This window comes from Spiroplasma endosymbiont of Monopis laevigella, assembly GCF_964019975.1.
Taxonomy (GTDB): Bacteria; Bacillota_I; Bacilli_A; order Mycoplasmatales; family VBWQ01; genus Spiroplasma_E; species Spiroplasma_E ixodetis_A.
In genome coordinates this window covers 1,001,361-1,026,426 of record NZ_OZ026473.1, presented here as the reverse complement: position 1 = coordinate 1,026,426, position 25,066 = coordinate 1,001,361, and the positions used below count along the sequence as shown (strand labels likewise).

The 25,066-nt window shown below is 24.2% G+C and carries 24 protein-coding genes and 1 pseudogene; 12 read left to right on the top strand and 13 right to left on the bottom strand.

What is annotated here, in order from left to right; genetic code table 4:
• Positions 1-117: 117 nt before the first annotated feature.
• Entirely contained in the window at positions 118-978 is an 861-nt protein-coding gene (locus AACK94_RS05510; RefSeq protein ID WP_281748449.1) for a ribonuclease HIII, read from the bottom strand.
• A gap of 131 nt (positions 979-1,109) precedes the next feature.
• Here AACK94_RS05510 and acpS point away from each other — a divergent pair, with 131 nt between their 5' ends.
• The 4 genes and pseudogenes from acpS (at position 1,110) to AACK94_RS05490 (ending at position 4,911) form a co-directional block, all read left to right on the top strand.
• Complete coding sequence (gene acpS / locus AACK94_RS05505; protein WP_338973757.1) at positions 1,110-1,430, top strand: holo-ACP synthase; 321 nt, start codon at positions 1,110-1,112, stop codon at positions 1,428-1,430.
• A gap of 28 nt (positions 1,431-1,458) precedes the next feature.
• Positions 1,459-2,766, top strand: coding sequence for a thymidine phosphorylase (locus AACK94_RS05500; protein ID WP_338975442.1), 1,308 nt, complete (start codon positions 1,459-1,461; stop codon positions 2,764-2,766).
• Positions 2,767-2,840: 74 nt separating this feature from the next.
• Complete coding sequence (locus AACK94_RS05495; protein ID WP_338975441.1) at positions 2,841-4,169, top strand: hypothetical protein; 1,329 nt, start codon at positions 2,841-2,843, stop codon at positions 4,167-4,169.
• A 154-nt stretch (positions 4,170-4,323) separates the two neighbouring features.
• Positions 4,324-4,911, top strand: a pseudogene (locus AACK94_RS05490) (segregation/condensation protein A).
• Here the strand turns inward: AACK94_RS05490 and AACK94_RS05485 are convergent.
• Positions 4,908-6,146, bottom strand: coding sequence for an IS256 family transposase (locus AACK94_RS05485; RefSeq protein ID WP_338975571.1), 1,239 nt, complete (start codon positions 6,144-6,146; stop codon positions 4,908-4,910). The pseudogene AACK94_RS05490 and the gene AACK94_RS05485 overlap by 4 nt on opposite strands.
• A 482-nt stretch (positions 6,147-6,628) precedes the next feature.
• Positions 6,629-7,027, bottom strand: coding sequence for a hypothetical protein (locus AACK94_RS05480; protein WP_338975440.1), 399 nt, complete (start codon positions 7,025-7,027; stop codon positions 6,629-6,631).
• An 85-nt stretch (positions 7,028-7,112) separates the two neighbouring features.
• Between AACK94_RS05480 and AACK94_RS05475 the strand changes: the two genes are divergently transcribed.
• From AACK94_RS05475 to AACK94_RS05465, 3 genes are all read left to right on the top strand, one after another.
• A protein-coding gene (locus AACK94_RS05475; protein ID WP_338975281.1) for an IS3 family transposase occupies positions 7,113-8,230 on the top strand; the annotation gives its coding sequence in 2 pieces (ribosomal slippage) (positions 7,113-7,383 and positions 7,383-8,230; 1,119 coding nt in all).
• A 12-nt stretch (positions 8,231-8,242) separates the two neighbouring features.
• Positions 8,243-8,656, top strand: coding sequence for a hypothetical protein (locus tag AACK94_RS05470; RefSeq protein ID WP_338975438.1), 414 nt, complete (start codon positions 8,243-8,245; stop codon positions 8,654-8,656).
• 202 nt (positions 8,657-8,858) lie between these two features.
• Positions 8,859-9,710 (top strand): hypothetical protein, encoded by an 852-nt coding sequence (locus AACK94_RS05465; protein ID WP_338975436.1) that lies wholly within the window; start codon positions 8,859-8,861, stop codon positions 9,708-9,710.
• 161 nt (positions 9,711-9,871) lie between these two features.
• On the opposite strand, the gene AACK94_RS05460 is transcribed toward AACK94_RS05465, so the two are convergent.
• The 3 genes from AACK94_RS05460 to AACK94_RS05450 all read right to left on the bottom strand — a co-directional run bounded on the left by AACK94_RS05460 (position 9,872) and on the right by AACK94_RS05450 (position 13,177).
• Positions 9,872-10,366: a hypothetical protein gene (locus tag AACK94_RS05460; protein ID WP_338973740.1), complete on the bottom strand. Its 495-nt coding sequence runs from the start codon at positions 10,364-10,366 to the stop codon at positions 9,872-9,874.
• Between the two features lie 253 nt (positions 10,367-10,619).
• A complete protein-coding gene (locus tag AACK94_RS05455) occupies positions 10,620-12,554 on the bottom strand; it encodes a hypothetical protein (protein ID WP_338975435.1) in 1,935 nt (644 codons plus the stop codon).
• Positions 12,555-12,679: 125 nt separating this feature from the next.
• Positions 12,680-13,177: a hypothetical protein gene (locus AACK94_RS05450; RefSeq protein ID WP_281748442.1), complete on the bottom strand. Its 498-nt coding sequence runs from the start codon at positions 13,175-13,177 to the stop codon at positions 12,680-12,682.
• A 280-nt stretch (positions 13,178-13,457) separates the two neighbouring features.
• On the opposite strand from AACK94_RS05450, the gene AACK94_RS05445 reads away from it, so the two are divergent.
• Positions 13,458-14,006, top strand: a complete 549-nt coding sequence (locus AACK94_RS05445) for a hypothetical protein (protein WP_338975434.1) — start codon at positions 13,458-13,460, stop codon at positions 14,004-14,006.
• Positions 14,007-14,088: 82 nt separating this feature from the next.
• Positions 14,089-14,319, top strand: a complete 231-nt coding sequence (locus AACK94_RS05440; protein WP_338975433.1) for a hypothetical protein — start codon at positions 14,089-14,091, stop codon at positions 14,317-14,319.
• A gap of 72 nt (positions 14,320-14,391) precedes the next feature.
• On the opposite strand, the gene AACK94_RS05435 is transcribed toward AACK94_RS05440, so the two are convergent.
• The 4 genes from AACK94_RS05435 to glpO form a co-directional block, all read right to left on the bottom strand.
• Entirely contained in the window at positions 14,392-15,630 is a 1,239-nt protein-coding gene (locus AACK94_RS05435; protein WP_338976315.1) for an IS256 family transposase, read from the bottom strand.
• A 119-nt stretch (positions 15,631-15,749) separates the two neighbouring features.
• Entirely contained in the window at positions 15,750-17,318 is a 1,569-nt protein-coding gene (gene glpK, locus AACK94_RS05430) for a glycerol kinase GlpK (protein WP_338975430.1), read from the bottom strand.
• Positions 17,319-17,343: 25 nt separating this feature from the next.
• The gene (locus AACK94_RS05425) at positions 17,344-18,117 is read right to left on the bottom strand and encodes an MIP/aquaporin family protein (RefSeq protein ID WP_338975066.1); all 774 of its coding nucleotides are present in this window, start codon (positions 18,115-18,117) and stop codon (positions 17,344-17,346) included.
• A gap of 18 nt (positions 18,118-18,135) precedes the next feature.
• Complete coding sequence (glpO, locus tag AACK94_RS05420; protein ID WP_338975429.1) at positions 18,136-19,248, bottom strand: type 2 glycerol-3-phosphate oxidase; 1,113 nt, start codon at positions 19,246-19,248, stop codon at positions 18,136-18,138.
• 268 nt (positions 19,249-19,516) lie between these two features.
• Here glpO and AACK94_RS05415 point away from each other — a divergent pair, with 268 nt between their 5' ends.
• A complete protein-coding gene (locus AACK94_RS05415) occupies positions 19,517-20,812 on the top strand; it encodes a hypothetical protein (protein WP_338975428.1) in 1,296 nt (431 codons plus the stop codon).
• A gap of 162 nt (positions 20,813-20,974) precedes the next feature.
• Here the strand turns inward: AACK94_RS05415 and AACK94_RS05410 are convergent, their stop codons facing one another.
• Positions 20,975-21,799 carry an HAD family hydrolase gene (locus tag AACK94_RS05410; protein WP_338975427.1) on the bottom strand — a complete coding sequence of 275 codons (825 nt, stop codon included), beginning with the start codon at positions 21,797-21,799 and terminating at the stop codon, positions 20,975-20,977.
• Between the two features lie 10 nt (positions 21,800-21,809).
• The gene (gene trxA / locus AACK94_RS05405; protein WP_338962978.1) at positions 21,810-22,151 is read right to left on the bottom strand and encodes a thioredoxin; all 342 of its coding nucleotides are present in this window, start codon (positions 22,149-22,151) and stop codon (positions 21,810-21,812) included.
• A 522-nt stretch (positions 22,152-22,673) separates the two neighbouring features.
• Here trxA and AACK94_RS05400 point away from each other — a divergent pair.
• Positions 22,674-24,056 (top strand): MFS transporter, encoded by a 1,383-nt coding sequence (locus AACK94_RS05400; RefSeq protein WP_338975426.1) that lies wholly within the window; start codon positions 22,674-22,676, stop codon positions 24,054-24,056.
• A gap of 654 nt (positions 24,057-24,710) precedes the next feature.
• Positions 24,711-24,848, top strand: a complete 138-nt coding sequence (locus AACK94_RS05395; protein WP_338975425.1) for a hypothetical protein — start codon at positions 24,711-24,713, stop codon at positions 24,846-24,848.
• 7 nt (positions 24,849-24,855) lie between these two features.
• Here the strand turns inward: AACK94_RS05395 and AACK94_RS05390 are convergent, their stop codons facing one another.
• On the bottom strand, positions 24,856-25,065 hold the full coding sequence (locus AACK94_RS05390) for a hypothetical protein (RefSeq protein ID WP_338975424.1): 210 nt from the start codon (positions 25,063-25,065) through the stop codon (positions 24,856-24,858).
• Position 25,066: the final 1 nt, after the last annotated feature.

Below are 25,066 nucleotides of genomic sequence, written 5' to 3'. Positions count from 1 at the left end.
TAGGACTTAAAAATATATTTAAACATATATCTGATTTGGATTATATCATTTATTTAATAGTTTTTAAATAAAAAATATCTTTTTATATATAGTTAATAAAAATTAAGTTTTAATTATTTATTTAAAAAATTCAGTAAATGATTTTTTGCTATGACGTTCAAGAAATTTATTAAATTCAATTGTTTTTTCATTTTTAATTTTTTCTAAAAATACATTAACTTCTTTTCCAGTACCTAATGGAATTGTATTAGTGTCAATACCTTTTATTTTTTTAATTTCTTCTAAAAATAAATAACGACTAATAATAGTACTACAAGCGATAGCTAAATACTTACTTTCTGCATTAGTAACAAATTGAACTTTATCTTTAATAATTTTATTACGATTATCTTTCATATTTTCAATGTATTTGTAATATGTATCTTCATTAATATATTGATCAATAACTATAGTATCATATTGAATTCTATGTTGTAACATACGAACTAATGCTTGATTTTCTCCTCAAGTTTTAATAATATTGGGGCTATAACCCGCATCAATTCATTGATTATATTTACGATTGTTAATGATTACTGACTCAAAAATAATTGTTTTCATAATATCTTGTGCTAATTCAATAAATTTACTTTGTGATAAGTCTTTATAATCGCGAATGTTAAGTAAACGTAATTTTTCTAAATTACCTGAACCAATATAAGAACTAATAATAACAAGTGGACCAAAAAAATTATTAATACCAAATTCAGCATTGCCAATGACTGGTGATTGATTTTCATCAAGTTGATTTCAAATACTGCGATATTCTGCAATAATATCTTCTTTAGTACCTTTAAAAATAACTTTTTCTTGATAAATTTCAATTGTTATATTATGATATTGAAATAATTCATAACTACTATTTTTATTATCAACTTTATAGTTTTGGTAGTGTTCTTTAATTAATGATTTTTGTTTTTGATTTAAGTAAAATGTCATTAATATACCACCATCTTTTCAAAATTTATTTGATTTATTGAAATTAATATCACACTTTCTTTCATATTAATTATATAATAAAAACAAGGATTTTAGGGTTTTAACCTTTTATTTTATATAAGGAGTTAACAATGCGTAGTGTAGGTATAGATATTATTGAAGTAAATCGAATAGAAAATATTGAAGAACTTGCTAAAAGAATTTTAAGTAAAAAAGAAATTATACTTTTTAATCAATATTCTTTACAACGTCAACAGGAATTTTTGGCAGGAAGATGAGCATTAAAAGAAGCAATTTTTAAGGCATTACCACAAGAAAAGTTAACATTTAAAAATATTGATATTAGCTATAATCAATATAATCAACCAATAACTATTATTAAGAATTATCAATTACTTTTATCTTTATCACATAATGAAACTAATGCAATTGCAATTGCAATTGTTATTTAATAAAAAGAAAGTAAGGTGTTTTATTAAAATGTATATGATTGATTTAATTTCTAAAAAGAAATTAGGACAAAGTTTAAATAAAGAAGAACTAAAATTTTTAACAGAAGGTATTGCCAATGAAACAATACCAGACTATCAAATTAGTGCTTGAGCAATGGCTGTTTATTTTCAGGGAATGACTAATGATGAATTAGTAGAATATACAAAAGCTATTATTAATAGTGGTGAAACCATGGATTTATCACAAATTACTGGTTTTAGTATTGATAAACATTCAACTGGTGGTGTTGGTGATAAAACTAGTTTAGTATTTGGTCCAATAGCTGCTGCTTGTGGATTAAAGGTTGCAAAAATTTCTGGAAGAGGATTGGGTATTACTGGTGGTACTATTGATAAACTGGAAATAATTCCAAATTTTAAATGTGATTTAGCAATATCAGATTTTATTAAAGTTGTTAATAAAGTTGGTATGAGTATTATTAGTCAAACTAGTAATTTAGTGCCTGCTGATAAAAAATTATATGCATTACGTGATGTTTCAGGAACAGTTGATTCATTACCATTAATTGCTGCTAGTGTTATGTCTAAAAAAATAGCAATGGGTGCTGATTTAATTTTACTAGACATTAAATGCGGAAAAGGTGCCTTTGTTCAGGATATAGTAACTGCAAGAGAGTTAGCAAAATTAATGGTACATATTGGTAAAGCTTTTAATAAAAAAATTTATGCTATTATTAGTGATATGAATAAGCCTTTAGGACGAACAATTGGTAATGCACTAGAATTACAAGAAGTTATTTTAAGTTTAAAAAATAAAGGACCAGAAGATTTGAAGATCCTTGTTAGTAATTTAGTAGCTTTAGCCTTATTGGGAGCTAAAAAGGTAAAAACCTTAAAAGAGGGTATTGATAAAGTTAATGCTATTTTTACTAGTGAAAAACCACTACAAATTTTTTATGATTTTGTTAAAAGTCAAGGTGGAGATACTAAATATCTTGATAATATTGATAAATTACCACCAGCTAAATATATTATTAAAGTTAAGGCGCAATTATTGGGCTATTTAGATTTTACTAATAATTATGCTTTAGGTGAATTATCAGTAATATTAGGAGCAGGAAGAACTACGAAAACTGATATCATTGATCCGGTGGCAGGAATTTATTTAAAACAAATTCATGGTCAAAAAGTTGAAAAAAATAGTGTAATTATGGAACTCCATACTAATAAAGATCAACATTTCCATCAACAATTTTTAGATTTGGCAATTTCTACATTTCAGATTACTAATAAAAAATACGATATTAAACCAATAATTTTAGAAATAATAATGTAATTTAGTTTAAAATTGTTTATAATGTTACAGTATTTTAAAAATATTAATTAAATGAAATGATAAGGAGCGTTTTTGTGAAATCTTTATTAAAATTACTGGGCACACTTGCTTTAGCAACAACACCAATTGTAACAGTTGTTGCTTGTGGTAGTGAAAATAATCAAATGACTCCAAGGGATATTCTTAATTTTGCTGCCTCTTTTGTTACTGATAGTAGTGTGCAAATTAAGGCTGATCTTAATTTATCAGATGATACCAATATAGGAGAAATGAAAGGTAAAATTTTTAGCAAATTAGATACTTCTGTGCAAACAGCTATTGGTAACTTTTTCTCTAGTAAACTTAAAGAAAGTACCAATGAACATCCAACAAATTGATATCACCCTGATGCACATGTCAAAATTATGGACTATGTTCCAAAAAAAGATAATGATAATGATGAAAAAGAAAAACCTAAGTTTGTTTTACCAACTGGTAGTGAATTAGTCAATGGTTATTTATGAGTAAAAGCGGAAATCTCTTATTTAAATTTACCATCAGTTACTAAAGATATTAAAATTACAATTAATAATGATACAAGTCATACTAGTGATCAAAAAAAAGCTGATGCAATTAAAGATTTTATTGAGAAACTTATTAATGGAGAAATTAAAGATAATGTTTTAAATGTTAATGTTGAAAACTTACCAATTAGTGGAAAAATTGATGCACCTTCAAAAGAAGATATTGCTAGAACTCAGTTATCATATATTAAACAAAATTTAAATGTTGCCATTAAAGATAAAGTTCAATATTCTGGTTTAAGTTTAAGTTTTGAATTTTCAGATGATTTTTCAGATGATGCTAAATCAACTTTATTTAAAATGGCAGATCCAACGGTGACCAATAATGATGATAAATCAATTGTATTTAATGGTAATGTTAGTAATATTACTATTGATTTCTTAGTTGGTAATGATGGTAAATCTACTTTTAATACTGGTGATATTGAAAGTAAGTCTGCTATTCAGATTAACCAAACTTTTGTTGATGCAACAACACAAATTTCAAAAATATTTTCTGAATGAACAGTTGATGCAGTAAAGGAATTACCAAATGCTTCAGAAAGTTTTTCAGATTATAAGGAAATGAATAATATAAAAGAACAAGTTATAACAAAGGGTTATTTTGCTAATATTAATAAAATTTATAGTATTCTTGTTCCCAAATGAAATGATAGTGTAATAACTATTACTAATCCCGAAAGTGGATTTAATCTTAATCCTAACGAAAAAAATGGTTATTTTAATTTAAACTTTAAATTAAAATATGACCTAAGTAAAGACTTTCCAGATATAAAGACATCTTCAAAATTTGAAATAAATGTTGAAAATATTCATATTACGTTACGTGAAGTTAAATAATAATATTTAAATATATAATAACTTTTAAAACTTATTTTAATCATTAAAAAATTAAAAATAAGTTTTTTTATTTATTAAAGATTAATCAAGTACTATTAAATTAAGTTATAATTAATATTAATAAGTATAAAATGATATTGAGGGAACGAGAATAATGTTACAACCAGTAATTACAATTGAATCTTTTCAAGGACCAATGGATTTGCTTTTGCATTTAATTAAAGAAAAAAATATTGATATTTTAGATTTAAATCTAAATGATGTTACTAACCAATATGTTCATTTTATTAATGAAGAATTAATTAAAAACATTGATTTAGTAAGTGAATATTTACCGATTGCTGCTTATTTATTAGAATTGTAATCAAAACAATTATTACCAAAACAAGAACTAGTGGTAGATAGTGCTTATGAAAATGAAGTTAATCGTCAAAAATTAATTGCTCGTTTATTAGAATATAAAAAATTCAAAGAAATAAGTAATTATTTTAAAGAACAGGCTTTATATAGAACCCAATTATTAACAAAAACACCTAGTGATTTAAAAACATATTTAGTTGATGAAATTACACCAATTTTGGTAAAAAATAATATTAATAAATTAACACAAGCAATGTTAAACTTATTTAATAGACTACAAAATGAAAATAAATTACCAGTTAATTTAGCATTAAACTTAATTTCAGCTGAAGATCGGAGGCTTTTTAATAATCTGTGTATCTTTGTTTTACAAAGTTACTAATTTAGATTAATTCTGTCTTCAAATTTTATCATAAAATGAGCAATTGCTGTATTTCAATTTTGAATAGGCAATGTTCATTTTTTTGTTATATTTTCAATTGCCAAGTAAAATATTTTGAAAACTGCCATATCATTAGGAAAAACTTTTTTATTTCTGATGATTTTTCGTAATTGACTATTAACAGATTCAATAGCATTTGTAGTATAAATCACTCTTTTGATTTCTACTGGATAACTAATAAAAACCATTAAATTATCTCAATTTTTATATCAAGATTTAGTAATTTGAGGATATTGTTTATTTCATTTACTTTCAAACGATTCTAAAGCTTGCATTGCTTGTTCTTCACTACATGCACTATAAATTGGTTTTAAATCTGCAACTAGACCTTTTCGATGTTTGTATGAAACATATTTTAAACTATTTCTAATTTGATGAACAATGCATAATTGATGTTCTGTTTTAGGATAAACTGATTGTATTGCTTCTGACATGCCTGTTAAATTATCACTACAAGCAATAAGAATATCATTTAAGCCACGATTTTTCATTTCTGTGAAATTAGATAATCAAAACTTAGAACCTTCATTTTCACTAATTCATAATCCTAAAACATCTTTTTTGCCTTCTAAATCAACTCCTAATGCTATATAAACTGATTTGTTAATAATCCGTTTATCTTGTCGTACTTTAACTACTATACAATCAAAATAAACAATAGGATAAATACTTTCTAATGGTCGATTTTGTCATGCTTTAACATCATCAATAACATCATCAGTAATTTGACTAATAACACTTTCACTAATATCAGCACCATGATATAACTCTTGCAACTGCATTCTAATGTCAGATAATGTCATTCCTTTTGCATACAAGGAAAGAACTTGTTGATCAAAACCATCAAATCTTCTTTGCCTTTTAGGAACTATTACAGGAGTAAAATTACTATTGCGATCTCTTGGTACATCAATTTCAATTTTACCTTGTTGAGTTATTAATTTTTTTGAACTTGTACCATTACGAGCATTTTCAGTAGTACTATGTTGATTTTTTTCATATCCTAAATAATTTTGCATTTCAGAATTCAACATTTTTTCAACTAATCTTTTTGTTAATTCTTTATATAAACCGCTAGGTTTAAAAACTGTTGTTAAATCTTCAGTATTTTCTAATAATAAATCTACTGCTTTTGATATTGGATCATTATTATTAAAGTTATCTTTTTTAGCCATCTGTAACTCACTCTTTCTAGTCATTTAATTATATTTACTAGAATTAATTAAACATAGTTATTTTTGTAAGTTACACAGATTACTAAACATTACCTTTATTGTCAAAATTTCTTCATATATTTGTTCAACTTTTTTACCATTTTCAATTTTTTCTTGTTTAATTTCATTTTCTAATTTTAATATTTTATTTTCATATTTTAATTCTTTTTGTAAAATGTTAATTTTATTAAGTTTAATTTTTAGTTTTTTTATTTTTTTTTTATTTTTTGTTAATATTTTGGTTTTGTTCTTTTCGTCATTATTTAAAAATTGTTTAATATCATTTTTTAATTCATTTTGGATATTACTATTTATCTTTTGATATTCATTTAATTGTTCTTTTCTTTGTTTTAATTTCCTTAACCGAGTTGTTTTTTCTTTAATTTCATGTTCATATTTGGCTAATTCTCTTTTTCTTTTTTTAACGTTTTTTTACCAAATAATTAACCACTAACTATTGCATTTTTAATTTTTTCTAAATTTTCCTTTGCTTTTTTTAATTCAAATTCAATTTTTAAAGTTTCATCATTATTTTCTTTTTGTAAATTTAATATTCTATGTGCTCTTGCTTCTTCAATTATTATTTTCTTTGCTATTTGTTTATCAAGATCTAAAATTGTTACAGAATTATATCTATACTTTTGTGATCCATTTTCAATTATTTTAATTTGTGATATTTGACTTGAATTAAAAGAACTAGTAAATTCAGTATTATTTATATTTTTTTTATTTTTTTCAAATCTTATTGTTAAGCCGCCATGTCTTGCTTTTATAGCAATTTCTGACTTATTTAAAATATCATTTATTATTTGTTGTTTAATGATTTGATGAAATGTTTGCAAATTTGTTTTTGGATGGGTTACACTTTATTGGACACTAATTACATAGACAAGTGAACAAATTAGTTAAAAGAAAGGAATTATAATTATGGTCACTATTAACTCATATTCAGATGAATTTAAAAAACAAATAGTAGCTTTATATCAAAGTGGCAAATCAGTATCTTGCCTTGTTAAAGAATACAATGTTACAAGAGCAGCTACTTACAATTGAATTAAGCAATTTACTAATTCAGGTAGTTTTAAAACTAAAGATAATCTTTCAGATTTAGAAAAACAATTAATTCAAGCAAATAAAGAATTAAAACAGTTACGAATGGAAATTGATATTTTAAAGCAAGCAGCACTAATAATAGGCAGAAAGTAGAGATTATTGCAAATAATAAATCTAAATATAAAATTCGCACAATGTGTCATTTTTTAAAACTCTCTAAATCAACATATTATTTTAATTTAAAGAAAAAAAATAAAATTCAAAATAATATTTATGAACAAGCTGTTATTAGTGCTTTTAAAGAAAATAAAGAAGTTTATGGTACTAGAAGATTAAAAGTCATACTAGCAAACCAAGAAATTTATTTATCACGCAGAAAAATTAAAGAAATTATGAATAAGCATAATTTAATATCAAAATACACTAAATTATCATTCAAAAATTATCATAATAAAGTCAATGATAGTCAAATAACCAATCTTGTTAATAGAAACTTTAATAATAGAATTAAAAATGAAGTTATTGTTAGTGATTTAACTTATGTTCAAGTTAATGGTAAATGAAACTATATTTGCCTATTAATCGACCTATTTAACCGCGAAATTATTGGACATAGTGTTGGAGTTAAAAAAGATGCATCATTAGTATATCAAGCATTTATGCAATCAAATCACTGTTTAAAAGATATTGAAATATTTCATACTGATCGCGGTAATGAATTCAATAATAAAACTATTGATAAACTTTTATTAGCTTTCAACATAACTCGATCTTTAAGCAAAAAAGGATGTCCTTATGACAATGCTGTTGCTGAAGCAACTTTTAAAACTTTCAAAATTGAATTTATTAATGATAAAAATTTTACATCATTAATCCAATTAAAATTAGAATTATTTGATTACATCAATTGATATAACAACATAAGAATTCACAGTACTCTAAACTACCTAACTCCAATTAGTTATCAAAAACAAATGTCTACCAAAAAATAGTCCTAAAAAGGGTTGCCATTCCATAAGTTTAAACTAAATATTTATACTAATGTTGATGATTATAATAAAGTTGTATTATATAAAAGACAAACAAAGCGAATAATTAAACGTGGTGGATTACCACCTAGTTATAGTGGTGAAACTATGACTTTTAGTTTATGATTTCCTAGGTCTTATTTACAAAGATATAATAGTCGTGCTTTAAATTATATTCATTCTTTAAAGAGTGAATTAAGTACTGTTAAATACTATGAACAATCACAAGCATTAGATTTTACTGTTGATGATATTAGAGCAGTAGGATTAGATAAGTTGGATAATATATTACAAACTGAAAAGAAAGAAACTCAAAATACTGTATGTCGTACTTGTTATTATAGAAATAAATATTCTAAGAAAAATAAGAAAGATGTTAAAATAGAGTAAACCTATATTATTGGTCGAAGCCAACCAGAACCTTGGTTGGTTGGCCGTGGCGTTTACGCCACTGGGGTGAGTTGCGAAGCAACTAGGGGCAAAGCCCCTATATACTTGAATATTATTTTAATGATAATTATAAATCATTAAAAATAATTAATACTATTTATGGGGGTACAAATATGAGAAGTATAAAAATAACATTAAAATAATGAGTGTAATTACTTTAACTTCTATTAGCATAAGTTCAATTGTTGCTTGTGAGTATGATTCAATAAAAGTGCCTGATTTAAATTCTAGATATGCAAAATTATTAGGATGATATAATTCAGATAACTCAATAAGTTTAATCCAACAAAAATTGAGTTATGATAGTAATAACGAAAAATATTTAATTATTGCCGATGATTCATTAATTATACCTGATAATTTCTTTAAAAATAAATTATTAATTACAGGTTCTACTTCAAAAAAATATAAAGCAAGAAATGAGCATGCTGCTGCATTTTTACAAGAATTAGGATATACATCTGGTAATGAAAATCAGGATTATTCAAACTATGATGTTAATGAAATTAGTAATTTAATTGCAAAAGTTAGAAATAGTAATCCAGGCAAAATTACAGAAAATAATCAAAATGACTTTCGGGTTAGTGACGGTACTTGTCAAATTGATATTTTAACCAAAGATGAAAAAAATGAAAAACTTATTACTTCTTATACTATCAATACAAGCAAAAATAATGAATTAGGCATTAATAATATAATTATTACTAATATTATATTTAATAAAAGTACTTTAAAATTAACAACAGAAGAAGGTTTTAGACAAGGTAATCCAATTACTAGTTTTAAATTAAAATTTAAAAGTGATGATAAACAAAAGCAATTTGATGAATTAGTTAAATTACTAAATACAAAAATTTCTACACAATTTTTTAGTGATATTAATAATTGAACACCAGTAACAGGAAATTTTCCAAACTCAAAAGTTTTTTTAGAAATTCATTTTGGTAATGTAAGTATCCATAGAATTGATTGTGGAATAGCTCCTACAGAATAAATTAAATTCGATTTTCATTACTTTCAAAATTTTAAAAATCAACTTTCAATAGCCTTACTTAAATAAAATTCTTCAATAATATAAATAAACATACAAAAAGTTATCAGAAATGATAACTTTTTGTAAATAAATTAAATATAAATCTTATATAATTACTTCAATTATGTTAATTTACTATAACTTGTATTGGGTTTATTACTATCATTATACTTTTTTTCATGATTAACAATACTCTTAATGTTATTGAAATTATTTTTTTGTTGTTCTAAAATTCTAATTTTTTTATCTTTTTCTATCCTTAATAAATTCATTTCGGATTTTAAATTATTTTTTTCTTGTTCTTGATTTTTATTTAAAAATTCTAAGTTAATAATTTTTCCTTCAATATATTTAATATGTCTTCAATGAAATGTAATTCTTTCTCTCATTGCTCTATTTTCTTGACAATTTCCACTTTTTTCTAAACATGGTGAAGATAATAATTTTTTATGTTCTGAATCTTCTCTTTTAAGTTCTTCTAAAAAATTAGATACTTGTCTTTGATTATCACTTATATTTTTGATACAAGTTTCTAAATTACTTTTAATAATAGCCATTTTTTGTTCAATTAAATTTATTTCTACATTTAATATATTTATTTCTTGCTCTCTATTCATCTTTTTTTCCTTTCAATCTAAACTCATTTATTTTAAAATAAAAACTATATTAAGTTTATAATAATTATAAATTAATAATTTTTAATTTTAATTTTTTAACTTACTTTGTATATCCTTTTTTAATTATTTACTTAATTTATATAAAAAAATATTAAAAATGAGAGTATTATCTCTCATTTATCTTTTTAATAAAATTAATATTTCAAAATTATATGATTAACAGTAAAACTAAATAAATATAATCTGTTAAATTCTAACTAAAGGTTACACCTTGCAAGTTAATATTCCATACTCGATCACGGAAACATTTAACTGTATCAACGCTTCAATTAATGCTTACATAAACATTTTCTTCATCATGTCAAATATGAATATAACCATGTAATTCAAGAAAGGCTCCTCAAAATCCACCATCATAATAGTAACTAAGCTCAAATATATTTTTGTTTCTATCATTACTAATATCATTAGTACTAATACTTAATTGCGAACCTTTTAATTTTTGATCAGTATAAGTATTACAATAAAGACTAAAATACGAATTATCACCAAAACTTAATTTACTAAACTTATTAGAAAAACTATCTCAATCTGGTGCATAATTTGTTCAATTAGATAATAGAGGAATATCAGAGCTGGTTCAAGTACTTTTTAACGAACCAACACTATTAGTTTCATTATAATTATAATTTAGTTGATCATTATTAATACTACTACTATCAACAGTAAAATCAGCAACTATCTTTCCTTTATAAATAGTTTCATCACCACTAATAGTTACTTGTTGATTAGTAATATCATCTTCACTAAATTTAATTGCATCTAGCTTTACATTTGGATTACTTTTGCTAATCGCAGTTTTAATTTCTTCAATATTTGGTTTTGATAATCCATTAGTTTTAATTGTTCCTAAATTTAAATTTTTAAAAACATCACTTAAAAGCTCTGTTTTATCACAATCATAAGTAACAACAATACTATCATTGCTATAAAATTTACCATCACCATTAATAACTGCACTATTATCAGTAATTTTATCAACTATAATTTTGCTTACATCAAGATTATAGTTAGCGGTTTTAAGTGCTAAAATTAATTGCTCTTTACTTGGTGTATTTTGTCCAGGAATATTCAAAGTTGGTAATTTATTATTTAAAACACTATTTAAATCAATAAGTAAACTATTAATTACTACATCAGCACCAGTGTATACATATTGATTAATAGATTTAATAGTGGCACTATTATTTTGCAACGTTACTTGAATAGCATTCATATTTAACCTTGAATATTGTTTTTTCAATGCACTACTAACATCTTCTAAAGTTATTACTTTTCCTATAATAGCAATTTTATCTAATCCCTTATTAATAACGTCTTTAAGAGCAATTCTAATATCAAGATTTAAATTTAGTATTACTTTACCGGTATATTTTTTTTGATTTGTACTAGTAATAGTGGCACTATTAGTAGCAGTAATTTCTATCGCAATAAAAGAAGTATCTAACTTTTCTTGGTAAGTATCACGTAATGCTCTCATTACATCATTATTTGATGGTATATCATGACCATTAGTCTTAACCATTAAATCTTTTTTATTAATAATAGTACTTAAATCAACACTATCATTAGTACTAAATGTAACTGTTACCTTACCAGTATAAAGAGGAATAACATCAGCGCCCGTAATACCTGTAATAGTTGCTTCTTTATTAGAAATAACATCAATTTTAAGGCGATCCATTTCTAAATTATAATATTTTTCTTGAATACGACTGTAAACGGCTTCCACAGTAGGTTTTTGACCATTAGTACTAAAATTACCAATGGATGCTCCATCAACAATTATTGTTCTAATATCAATAGTTTGGATTTGATAAGTAATTTTAATTTTATCTTGATTATAAAAAATACCATCACCAACAACAAAAGCATAATTAGTTGTTTTATTAATAATTATAATATTATCAGTATGAAGTTCATGATTTAAAATAAATAGTTGTGATTTTAATTCATAATCTGTAGGTATTGTTCCTCGATGTTCCTCTAGTACAATTTTTAAATCTGTTTGTGTTAAATCTTTTTTTAAATCTTTTTTAAATATAGTTAGATTATTACATGCCGTTGTACTAGCAGTGACTGCACTTGATAATAATAATGCACCCATAAATAATAATGGTTTTTTCATATATATACCTCATTTAAATATTGTAAAAAATTAATAATTATTTTAAAGTGATTATATCATAATTTAAAAAAAATTAAATTCTAGATTTTTAAATGATTTTATTAAAAAATAGCGTTTTATATATTTTACATTTTTAATGTATGTACTTTTAATGAAGGAGTCGAAACGGAAATATTTTGTACATCTTTATTAATTTTATTAATAACAAAATTTGATATTTTATTATCATTTTCTAAGTTTTTCTTTATAAAAAATTGTTTTTTATAACATTCAAAATACTGTTCTTTTCAATATTTAACTATTTCTTTTTCTTTTTTATAAAGTTTAATAGAAAATTTATATCAGAATTTATTTATTGATAATTCTAACTCAAGATTATTAAATAAGAATTCATTATTTATATTTTTACTTAATAAAAAGTTTTGATGATCTAAAAGTTGAATTTTTATTTCTTGAAAATTATAATTTTTTTCTAAAATTGAATCTTTTATCATATCTATATTTTCTTCACAATAGTTATTTTTATTAAATATGATTTCATTTAAAATTTCATTATTACGTTTATATAATTCTTTTATATTTAATATTTTTTCATTTATCTCTTTTAAATCTTCTTCTCTCATTTTTTTTCCTTTCAAAAAAATTCATTTATTTTAATTTTTAAAATAAACTATAAATAATAATAATAAATGATTATCTAAAAAACATAAAAAATGCTTTTAACACTATTAAAGTTTTTATTATTACTTTTTTGAAATTTGACTTATTTTGAAATAATATAAGAGATTCTAAAGTTGACAAATTTTTTTTATTTTCTATACTGTATATAACTAAATATTAGTTTTTAACCCATTTACTTTTTATGAAAGTAAATGGGTTTTTATTTTGAAAGGAAAATTGAATATGCCAAAAAAATCAAATTTTGAAAAAAAAGATCGAAAAGAAAAAGAAAAATTTGATGAAGAAAAAATAATCTACTCAAGTATTTTTCATACAATAACAATTTTAGAAATTTTAAATGATAATCCTATAATATTTTTTAAAAAATTAAATCATATTATTAAAGAACTATATATAGAAACTATTTTATTAAAAATGCCAAATACATATGGTTCAAATGCTAACTCAGAGTTTTATTATATAAATCAAAAAGCACAATATGATTACTTTTCAATTACTGTAAATATTGAACAAAAAACGTTAAAATTATTTTTTTGTTCAAAAACTTTATACCTACAAGGATTTACTTTTGAAATAACTTATTATTATTTTGAAGATAGCACATTAATAAATCCTAATATGGAAAATATTATTTGCCAATCTTTACCTTTTGTAGGAAGTTATGTAGCAAGTAATGGACTCCAAGCACATAATAATTATTCTTGACAAACAATACATAATGATTTTTTATTGTTAACAAATTATAAAAAATTGAGATCGCGGAACACATAATGCTATTAATTATCTTTTAAATAATAAAGGTAGCTTAAATAAATATTTTCACCAAGAATTAAGTAATAATGGATTAAGAATAATGGTTTTTAGCACAAGCATGTATCATGCAATTAACAATTATCAAAATCCACCATTAATAACTTCAAATCAAAAATGAAAAATAAAAAAATTACAAAATTGAATAGATACCAGTATTAAAATCTGTGAAAAACAAAAATACACTATTGCTAAAGAAGCCAATAAATTTCAAAACTTAAATAATCTTATTGAAATACTGAAAAATTTTAAACAATGATATTATTACAAATAAAAAATTACAAGAGGAAATAAAAACAGCAAAGAGGCTTTTTAATAATCTGTGTATCTTTGTTTTACAAAGTTACTAATTTAGATTAATTCTGTCTTCAAATTTTATCATAAAATGAGCAATTGCTGTATTTCAATTTTGAATAGGCAATGTTCATTTTTTTGTTATATTTTCAATTGCCAAGTAAAATATTTTGAAAACTGCCATATCATTAGGAAAAACTTTTTTATTTCTGATGATTTTTCGTAATTGACTATTAACAGATTCAATAGCATTTGTAGTATAAATCACTCTTTTGATTTCTACTGGATAACTAATAAAAACCATTAAATTATCTCAATTTTTATATCAAGATTTAGTAATTTGAGGATATTGTTTATTTCATTTACTTTCAAACGATTCTAAAGCTTGCATTGCTTGTTCTTCACTACATGCACTATAAATTGGTTTTAAATCTGCAACTAGACATTTTCGATGTTTGTATGAAACATATTTTAAACTATTTCTAATTTGATGAACAATGCATAATTGATGTTCTGTTTTAGGATAAACTGATTGTATTGCTTCTGACATGCCTGTTAAATTATCACTACAAGCAATAAGAATATCATTTAAGCCACGATTTTTCATTTCTGTGAAATTAGATAATCAAAACTTAGAACCTTCATTTTCACTAATTCATAATCCTAAAACATCTTTTTTGCCTTCTAAATCAACTCCTAATGCTATATAAACTGATTTGTTAATAATCCGTTTATCTTGTCGTACTTTAACTACTATACAATCAAAATAAACAATAGGATAAATACTTTCTAATGGTCGATTTTGTCATGCTTTAACATCATCAATAACATCATCAGTAATTTGACTAATAACACTTTCACTAATATCAGCACCATGATATAACTCTTGCAACTGCATTCTAATGTCAGATAATGTCATTCCTTTTGCATACAAGGAAAGAACTTGTTGATCAAAACCATCAAATCTTCTTTGCCTTTTAGGAACTATTACAGGAGTAAAATTACTATTGCGATCTCTTGGTACATCAATTTCAATTTTACCTTGTTGAGTTATTAATTTTTTTGAACTTGTACCATTACGAGCATTTTCAGTAGTACTATGTTGATTTTTTTCATATCCTAAATAATTTTGCATTTCAGAATTCAACATTTTTTCAACTAATCTTTTTGTTAATTCTTTATATAAACCGCTAGGTTTAAAAACTGTTGTTAAATCTTCAGTATTTTCTAGTAATAAATCTACTGCTTTTGATATTGGATCATTATTATTAAAGTTATCTTTTTTAGCCATCTGTAACTCACTCTTTCTAGTCATTTAATTATATTTACTAGAATTAATTAAACATAGTTATTTTTGTAAGTTACACAGATTACTAAACATTTCCTTTTATACTGTCAATTCAGTTATTTTTATTTAATAGAAGTAGTTCAACCACGTGTTCTTTTAACTGCTTCTTGTCAACCCTTATAAAAAGTTTCTGCTTTTTTTTCTGTCATAATTGGTTTATATTCTTTTTCAATTTTATTTATTTTTTTAATATCATTAATATTTCAAAATCCAATTGCAAGTCCTGCTAAGTAAGCAGTACCCATTGCTGTAGTCTCAGTATTTTTAGGTTTAATTAAATTAGTACGACTAATGTCACTTTGGAATTGCATAATATATGAATTATTACTTGCTCCACCATCAACTTTAATCTTAATTTTTAAATCTTTTAAATCTTTATTTAATTTAACATCTGCTTGCATTGCCAGAATAACATCTTGTGACTGATAAGCTAATGATTCAATGGTACCTTTAACAATATGTTCACGTTTCGTACCACGTTCTAAACCAAATATAGCACCACGTGCTGTTGAATCTCAATAAGGGGCACCCAAACCAACAAAAGCAGGTACTACATAAATACGCTGTTCTTCTTTAGGATCAACAATTTGTGAATATCATAGACTTTCATCGGAACGATATAACATTCGTAATTGATCACGTAAAAACTGAACAGCAGCTCCTGCAATAAAAACTGAACCTTCTAAAGCAAAAACTGGTTCTTCGCCTGATATTTGATAAGCAATAGTGGTTAGTAAACCTTGTTTTGAAAAAAGAGGAGTATTTCCAATGTTCATTAAAATAAAACAACCAGTACCATAAGTATTTTTGATTTCACCAGGTGTTAAACATAATTGACCAAATAATGCAGCTTGTTGATCACCAATTGCAGCAGTAATAGGAATTTCTTGCTCATCATTTTGGAATAACATTCCTTTATAAGTAGTTCCAATTTTACCTGAACTGGGAACTACTTCTGGTAGCATATTTTTAGGAATATCAAATAATTCTAGTAATTCTTCATCTCATTTTTTAGTATTAATGTTGAATAACATTGTTCGTGAAGCATTTGTAATATCAATAACATGTTTAGTTTTTTCAACATTATTTTCAATACCATTTGTCATTTTATAAATTAATCAACTATCAATAGTACCAAAAGCTAGTTTTCCTTTTTTTGCTAATTCACGTGCATTTTTAACATTATCTAAAATTCATTTTATTTTAGTAGCAGAAAAATAAGAATCAATTAGTAAGCCGGTTTTTTTATGAATTTTTTCTTTTCATCCTTTTTTTGTTAACTCTTCACAGTAATCTGCTGTTCTGCGATCTTGTCAAACAATAGCGTTATAAATTGGTAAACCTGTATCACGATTTCATACTACTGTTGTTTCACGTTGATTAGTAATACCAATTGCTTCAATTTGATTAGATTTAATATTACTTTTATTTAAAGCTTGTTGCATTGTTGTTAATTGATTATTTCAAATTCCAAGTGCATCATGTTCAACTCAACCTGATTGAGGGGGGTAGTGCTGAGGTATATCAATTTGATGGATACCAGTAATTTTTCCTTCTTTATCAATAATTAAAGTACGACAACTAGATGTACCTTCATCTAATGCCATAATATATTTTTTTTCTTCTGACATATTATTTATCCTTTCTGTACTTTTATTAAAGTATTTCAATTACTTGAATTAAACCACCAGCAATAATTGCTCCTAAAATTGGTCCAATAACAGGCACTGGAGCATATTTTCAATCAGAACTTCCTTTATTTGCTATTGGTAAAATAGCATGAATAATTCTTGGTCCTAAATCTCGAGCTGGATTAATAGCAAAACCTGTTGGTCCACCAATAGCAAGTCCAATAACCATAACACCAATACCAACAGTCGCAGGTCCAGTAATAAATGCAGAACCACTATTAAATATTTTATAGTTAATAACTAAATTTTTAATACCAATAGTAGCACAAACAATCATAACTAGCATAAATGTTCCAATAATTTCTGTTATAGTATTTCAAATATAACTACGTTCGGCTGGGGCTGTTGCAAAAGTTGCTAAAATTTTATTATTATCTTCAGTAATGTTATATTGTTTAAAATATGCTAAGTAAACAACTAATTGTCCTAACATTGCACCTAAAAATTGAAATAAAATATAAAATGGAATATAAAGGAAGTTTTCCCCAATAAAAGCTGTTTTTTTATTAGCAACTCATAATCCAATAGTAACAGCTGGATTTAAATGTGCTCCTGAAATTCCACTTAACATTGCAGCAATAGCAACAGCAAATCCTCATCCAGTACAAATAACAAGCCAACCACTATTTTCTCCCTTTGTTTTTTTTAATAAAACGTTGGCAACAACACAATTTCCTAGTAAAATTAGGATAAATGTGCCAAATAGTTCACCAATAATTACTTGTGAGACTTCTGGCATAATATTTTCCTCCTTAAATTAAATATTTTTTATCATATTTGCTACTAGTAAAGCAATTGCTGGTGCTGAACTTAGACCTGGTGATTTAATACCAGCAACATTAATAAAGTTAGGATTATTACTAGCAAATTTTATGAAAAAATCATCAGTTTCAACACAAATTGCTCGTGAACCACTAATTACTTTACAAGTTTTATTAATATTTAAAGTTGGAATAATTTTTAGACCAATTTTATTAATAAGTTCAATATCTTCAATTGTAATTAATCTAGTATCACTTTTCGGTACATTTTCATGAGAAGTAGGACCCACCAAGATATGACCATCAAGCATTGGGGCAACTATTACTCCTTTACCATGAATAGTAGGTATCATAAATAGAATGTGATTATTTATAATATGATTTTCGGTTTTTTCAAGAATACAATACTGTCCTCTTCTAGTTTTTAAAGTGAAATCTTGACAATTTATTAACTTTGCAATATCATCAGCATAATGACCAGCAGCATTAATAATATATTTTGAAGTAAAAGTTACTTTTTTTTGATTATTTAAACAAGTAACTCGAAAACCTGAATTTAATGTTTCAATATTAATTACTTGATGATCAACTTTTAGTTGTCCTTTATTTTTAATCATGCGATTAATTAAAGATTGTGTTAATAATACTGGATCAACAGCATATGAAGCAGAACAAAGTAGTGCACTAGTAACTTTTGGATTAACATTAGGTTCTAATGAAATTACTTCTTCTCTTGTTAATATTGATAATTCTTTTTTAGCAAGACCATTAGTAATACCGCGTGCATATAATTTTTGTATTTCTGAGTTTTCTTCTTTGCTAAAAGCAAGTATTAAAGAATCAATTTTTTTTCATGGAAAATCTAAATTTTTAAATCAATCATTTTCATATAATTTTCTGCCCTCTAGATTTAATTTAGCATTTAGTTTTCTTGGTGTTGGATCAAATCCACCATGAATGACTCCAGAATTTCCTTCTGATGTTTCTTGGGCAATTCTTAAATTTTTTTCTAAAATAACTACTTTTAAGTTTCTTTTTGATAATTCATCACTAATAGCAGCACCAATAACACCAGCACCAATAGTAATAACATCAAAATCAAATTCCATTACTTTCACCTCTCTCTAAACATCATTAAGAACAAAAGTTCTATCTGTGTATAGTTTAATTATAATATATTTTTTGATTATTAACTTAATTCCAAATATTAGGTTAATTTTTAGACATTTTTAAATGAGATTTTATTAAAAAAAATAAGAAAAATTTGTGTTATATTATAAATAACGATATAAGTTCAATATCGTTATAATTTTAATGAGTATATATAAAAAGATATCTAATTATTAAAATTGTATTATTTAAAAGGTAGGTATATGAATGAAACAATTACTAATGACATTAAGTACATTAACAACATTAACTTTAACAAGTAATACTGTTATTAATAGTATTAATGATAATATTGTTAATAACAGTAGCTTAACAAATAAATCATCAATAAAGAATTCTACAAATTCATTATTTAATAATCAATGAAATGTTTTAGATACTAGTGATTGAATTACTAACCAATCAATAACTGATTATAAGTTTTACAGTTATGATACTTCAGCATTAAAAAATTATACTTTTGCCAATGCTCAAAATACTTTTTTAGTAGATACAACAGGTAATCTAGTTTATAATACCAAAGTCATTGTTCCTGATAAAGATAAATCAGATATTGAAAATACTAAACAAGAAATGAATAATACTAAAAAAGTAACTACTATTAAAGATACATATAATCCATATAGTAAAAGTAAATATAGTACTTCTTATTTTAGTGGTGATAATCAAGATTGAAAGTTAATTCAGCAAGGTGGAATTGAAAAACACATTGATATTTCACAACAAGCAGGTGCTGATAAAGTTGAACATAGTGATAATTTAAGTGAAACATTGGGTCTATATTATATTGCTAAAGCAACATTATCTAATAAAATTGATAGAACGATTGCTCAACAATTAGCTAATTATTTTATTAGTCAAAGTAGTTTAAAAGAACAAATTAATAATGAATTAGTTACTAAAATTATTGATTTAATTATTGATAATAAAGATATTTATAATTTTATTTATAATCTACCATTTAATATTATCGACAAAAACTATTCATTAAACTATATTTTTGATAAAGATAATAATTTAATTGAAATTTATTATAACAAATGAAATGCTGATCCAGTTACTAAAAATTTAAATTATAAATATAGTGATAGTTATAACGGTACTTCTTCTAATAATGGATATACAAGTGATACTAAAATTATATTTAATGATTGAACGAAGTATGCTAATAATTGAACTAATTTTACTAATATTTTTTCTACTATTACTTTTGATAATAATTCTTTTATTTCTGCAGTAACACCAGGAGGGACAGATAAAAAAAGTAATATGAGTGTTGCAACAAAAAATATTACGGAAACTATAACTATTCAATTTAAAGTTTATAGTCATGATAGTGTATTTTTATATTGGGCAACTTTAGCTATTTGAATTAATATTTGACATGATGATCATAATGTTTACTTAGATATACAAATAGAAGAAAGTGCTAGTGGAGGAACTAAAACTTTAACTTCTAATATAAATATAAACGATGTGTCTTTTATTTCTACAATGAAATAATTGATGTGTTTAACAGTTAAATAAATAAGTTTAATTAAGAAAAATTAAAAATAAAAATATTTAGTTAAGTATAAAGGATATTTAATTAAAAATGCTGGACAATTACCAGCATTTTTAAAGTTATATTTGATAATAAACTATATTAGAAAATTAAACTATTATTTATTCAAACTCTGATTTAGGAAATACATATTTATCGATAGCTTTTGCAACACCACCACAAGTATTTTTACTAGTAACATCATATGCTATTTCTTTTAAATTAGGATGAGCATTTTGCATTGCAATACCATATTTAGCCCACTTTATTAATTTATAATCATTCATACCATCACCACAAGCTAGTACTTGGTCAGGAGTAATATTTCATTTTTTGCATAAAAATTGTACAGCAGCAGCTTTATTAATACCAATTGGATTAATTTCGATAACACTATGAGAAGAAGTAGCAAGTTCTAAATCTTTTATAGTATTTAATTGTTCTAAAATTGGATTAACTTGTTTTTTCTTTTTACAAAATAATAAAATTTTATACATACCCTCATCGGTATTCTCATCAATTTGTTTAGTTGGTAGGTTATTAAAATTTTCCATAATTTTAACTTTTAGTGATCTGCGATTAATTAAGCCTGTTTTATTATCGGTACTATATCCTCACATTGCTAAATTATTTTTATTAGCAAATTTAACTATTGTTTGTATTTGCTCTTTTGTTAATGATTTTTCATATAATATATCTAATCTATTATCATTAGTAATATCAAGGATGTTACCACCATTATAACAAATAATATGACCGGTTTTTTCGTGCATTAAACATGCTTTTGCAATATCAATGGTTGAACTTGGTGCTCTTCCTGTTGCAATAATAACTTTAATATTTTTTTGATATGCTTTTTGAATTGCAATTAGATTTTTAGGATGAATTTTTCATCTACTTTTTAGTAAAGTTCCATCTAGATCAAGAACAATTAATTTAATAGCCATTATAAATACCTTATTTTCCCATTTCTTCGATAATATTAGTCATATCTTTTTCAGAAACTAAACCAAAAGTTTTTTTAACTTCTTTTCCTTCTTTATTAAAATAAATTAATGTTGGAATTGATTGGATTTCATACTCTTTTGCTAGTTCTTTAGCTTTGTCAACATCAACTTTAATAAAATTAATATTTTTGTGTTTTTCGTCATTAGCAACATTTTCAAATCTTGGCCCTAACATTTTACAAGGACCACATCATTCTGCTGAAAAATCAATTACTGTTATTTTTTTTGATTGTAAAAGTTGCTCAACTTCTTTTATAGAATTAATATGTTGTATTTTGCTTTCATTATGCATGTGTTAACTACCTTTTCTTTTAATTTATTTTATGGTTTAATTTTATCATTAGTTTTAATTTTTAAAACATTAAACGATAAAATATTTTTTTTAATTTTAGTTATTACTATATAAATATTTATAATTTTTTTAGAATAAATTTATAAGAAAATTGTAAATTATTTTGTTTAAAATTAAAGAAATATCTTTTCAATTTTAGAATATATCTGTTATAATCTGAAATATATAGGTTAGGACTAAACAATTTGAGAAGGGGATAAATAAATTATTAGTATATTTTATAAAACTGTTTAATAAATAGATGTAAATGAATTTTAAAAGGTGTAGAGTTAATATTTATTTATGGTATTTCAAAAAAATAGTTTGGTAGAGAGTTATTTTTTAATTTTTAATATTATTTATTTTTCCACAAAAACAAAAATTGTAAAAACCTATGTGTTAAAGTATGTTTATATTAAGTTTTTAAGAGCAGGTTATTTGGGTTACTATAATTTATGCATCCTTTTAGAAGGAGAGTAAAAAATGTCTGTTTTTAATAGACTTGCATGTGTTTTTAAGCCACCTGCAAAAAAAGAAATTTTTAGTGAAGACTTAAAGCAAGTTAATAAAAAATTTATTATTTTACGTAATCAAGTTTTTGGTTTTAGCATTTTATCATATATTCTTTACTACTTTACTCGTCAAGCGTATACAGTAGCGGGTTCTGCTTTAGAAAGCAATGGTAGCATAACTAAAATGGAGTATGCTTTAATGGGAACAATTTTTGCGGTTGTTTATGGTGGTGCTAAATTTATTGTTGGAAATGTCGCTGACCGTAGTTCAGGAAGAGTAATCATGATTGTTGGATTATTTGTTTCTTCTATTTTAAATATTATTATGGGTGGTGTAGTTGCTTTTGCTGGAACTAAAATTAGTGTTGGCCCATTTGTAATGATGTTGAGTTTGATTGCGATGTTGGCTGTTTTCCAAGGTATGGGTTGACCAGCTACAGCTAGACTATTTTCTCATTGATTTAATGATAAAGAACGTTCAGGACGTATTGGAATTTGAAACTCAGGACAAAATATTGGTGCTGCTTTATTACCAGTTGTTGTTATTTCTTTAGTAACAGTACTTGATCCGGGTGGAACAATTTATGGTTTATATTTTTGAATTCCTAGTATTTTTGCTTTAGCTATGATTCCATTATGTTTATGAGGATTACGTGATCGCCCCGAAGCAGAAGGGTTACCTACTGTTGAAAAATGAAAAGGTGTTCTAGAACATAAAGAAGAAAAAGCAGAACTTAATTGAAAAGAAATTTTTGTAAAGTATATTTTAAAAAATAAATTTTTATGAATATTAGCATTTGCTAATATTTGAGTATATGTTGTACGACAAGGACTGGCAGGATGAACATTAATTTTAATGAAAGATGTTCATGGTTTAGATTTAAAACATAGTAAATGATTTGCTGCCTCTTTTGAATTATCTGGTTTATTTGGTGGTATTTCTGCAGCATATTTTGCTAAGTGATTTTTTAATAATCGTAAAGCACCATTAATGATATTTGGATTATTAATTGCACTTTGTGGACTGGTTTTATTGCAAGTTGCTCCTCGTGGTAATATGCCTATGCTTATTACTGCTTTAATGATTGCTGGTTTTGGTGTTTATATGCCACAAGCAATGATTGGTGCTACTGCTATTGAACTAACAAATAAGAAAGCAGCTGCTACTGCTTCAGGATTTACAGGATTATCTGGTTATTTTCTTGGTGATGCTCTTTTTTCAAAAGTAGTAATTGCTGGTATTGGTAATGAAAACTGAGATTATGTATTTTATTACTTTTATGGTTGTATTGCTGCTGCTATTATTTCATTAGCTTTACTATGAACAAAAAATCAAGATAATAAAATATTATAAAAATATTATTAAATTAGCACCATAATAAGGGTGCTAATTTTATTGATTTTCAAAGTTGCGGTGTTATAATAAATTTAAGACACACAAAATTATTGGTTATTAGCCTACTAGTATTATTTTTTATTTTTACTAAGTAGTTTTTTTATGTTTTTTTGTAATGTCTTAAAGGAAAAATATATTGTTATTTTAAAATAAATCTAGTTATATATTCTTATTTTTTATTTAATGAAATTACAATATATTATTTATGGGGTTTTTCTTTTGCATATTGATAGAAAAAATGAAATTTAGTTGATTCAATTATTCTTTGTAAGTAAAACAATAATTTCTTATATATAAAAAATATATATTATGAACTTTTAGTTTTAATTTAAATAGTTCTCTTAAAAAGAGATATTGGAATAAAATCAAGAAATATAAGCAAATTGAATTAATATAGAAACATATAAATAGAACATTTAACATAAATATTAAAATTTCAAAATAAAACCTATATTTCTTTAAAAAGAAAATGAAAATATTATGTTAATTTTAAAATATGTTTAAAAAATCTTTGGAAACTTTTCTCAATCTTTATGCAATAAAATTTTAATTATACATAATAGAGAAAACGTGTTATTAATATAAGTTTAAAAAGGAAAGAAGCAAAGACAAATGTGTCCAATAAATGGTAATAGTGCCAGTATAAGAAATCAAAATATGGAATCTTTAGTGGTGGGAGTAGAAAATAATAATGAAATAGTGATGAACAAAAATATAAAAATAAAGCAAGAATATATTTTGATTATTTAGGAGAAATTTATGAAAATTTACCAAAATTTATTAAAAAAGAAAGTGAAATAAGTTCAAATAATTGTTGTTGAAAAACTATTGAATATTTATCTTCTCCAATTGTATTATTAACAGGTATTTCAATTAGAGTAGCACAAAGATATTTTTCAATAGCTGTAGTATCAGAAAAGTCTATAATAGGTAAAACTTTTATAGAACAATTAGAAATATTAGGCAAA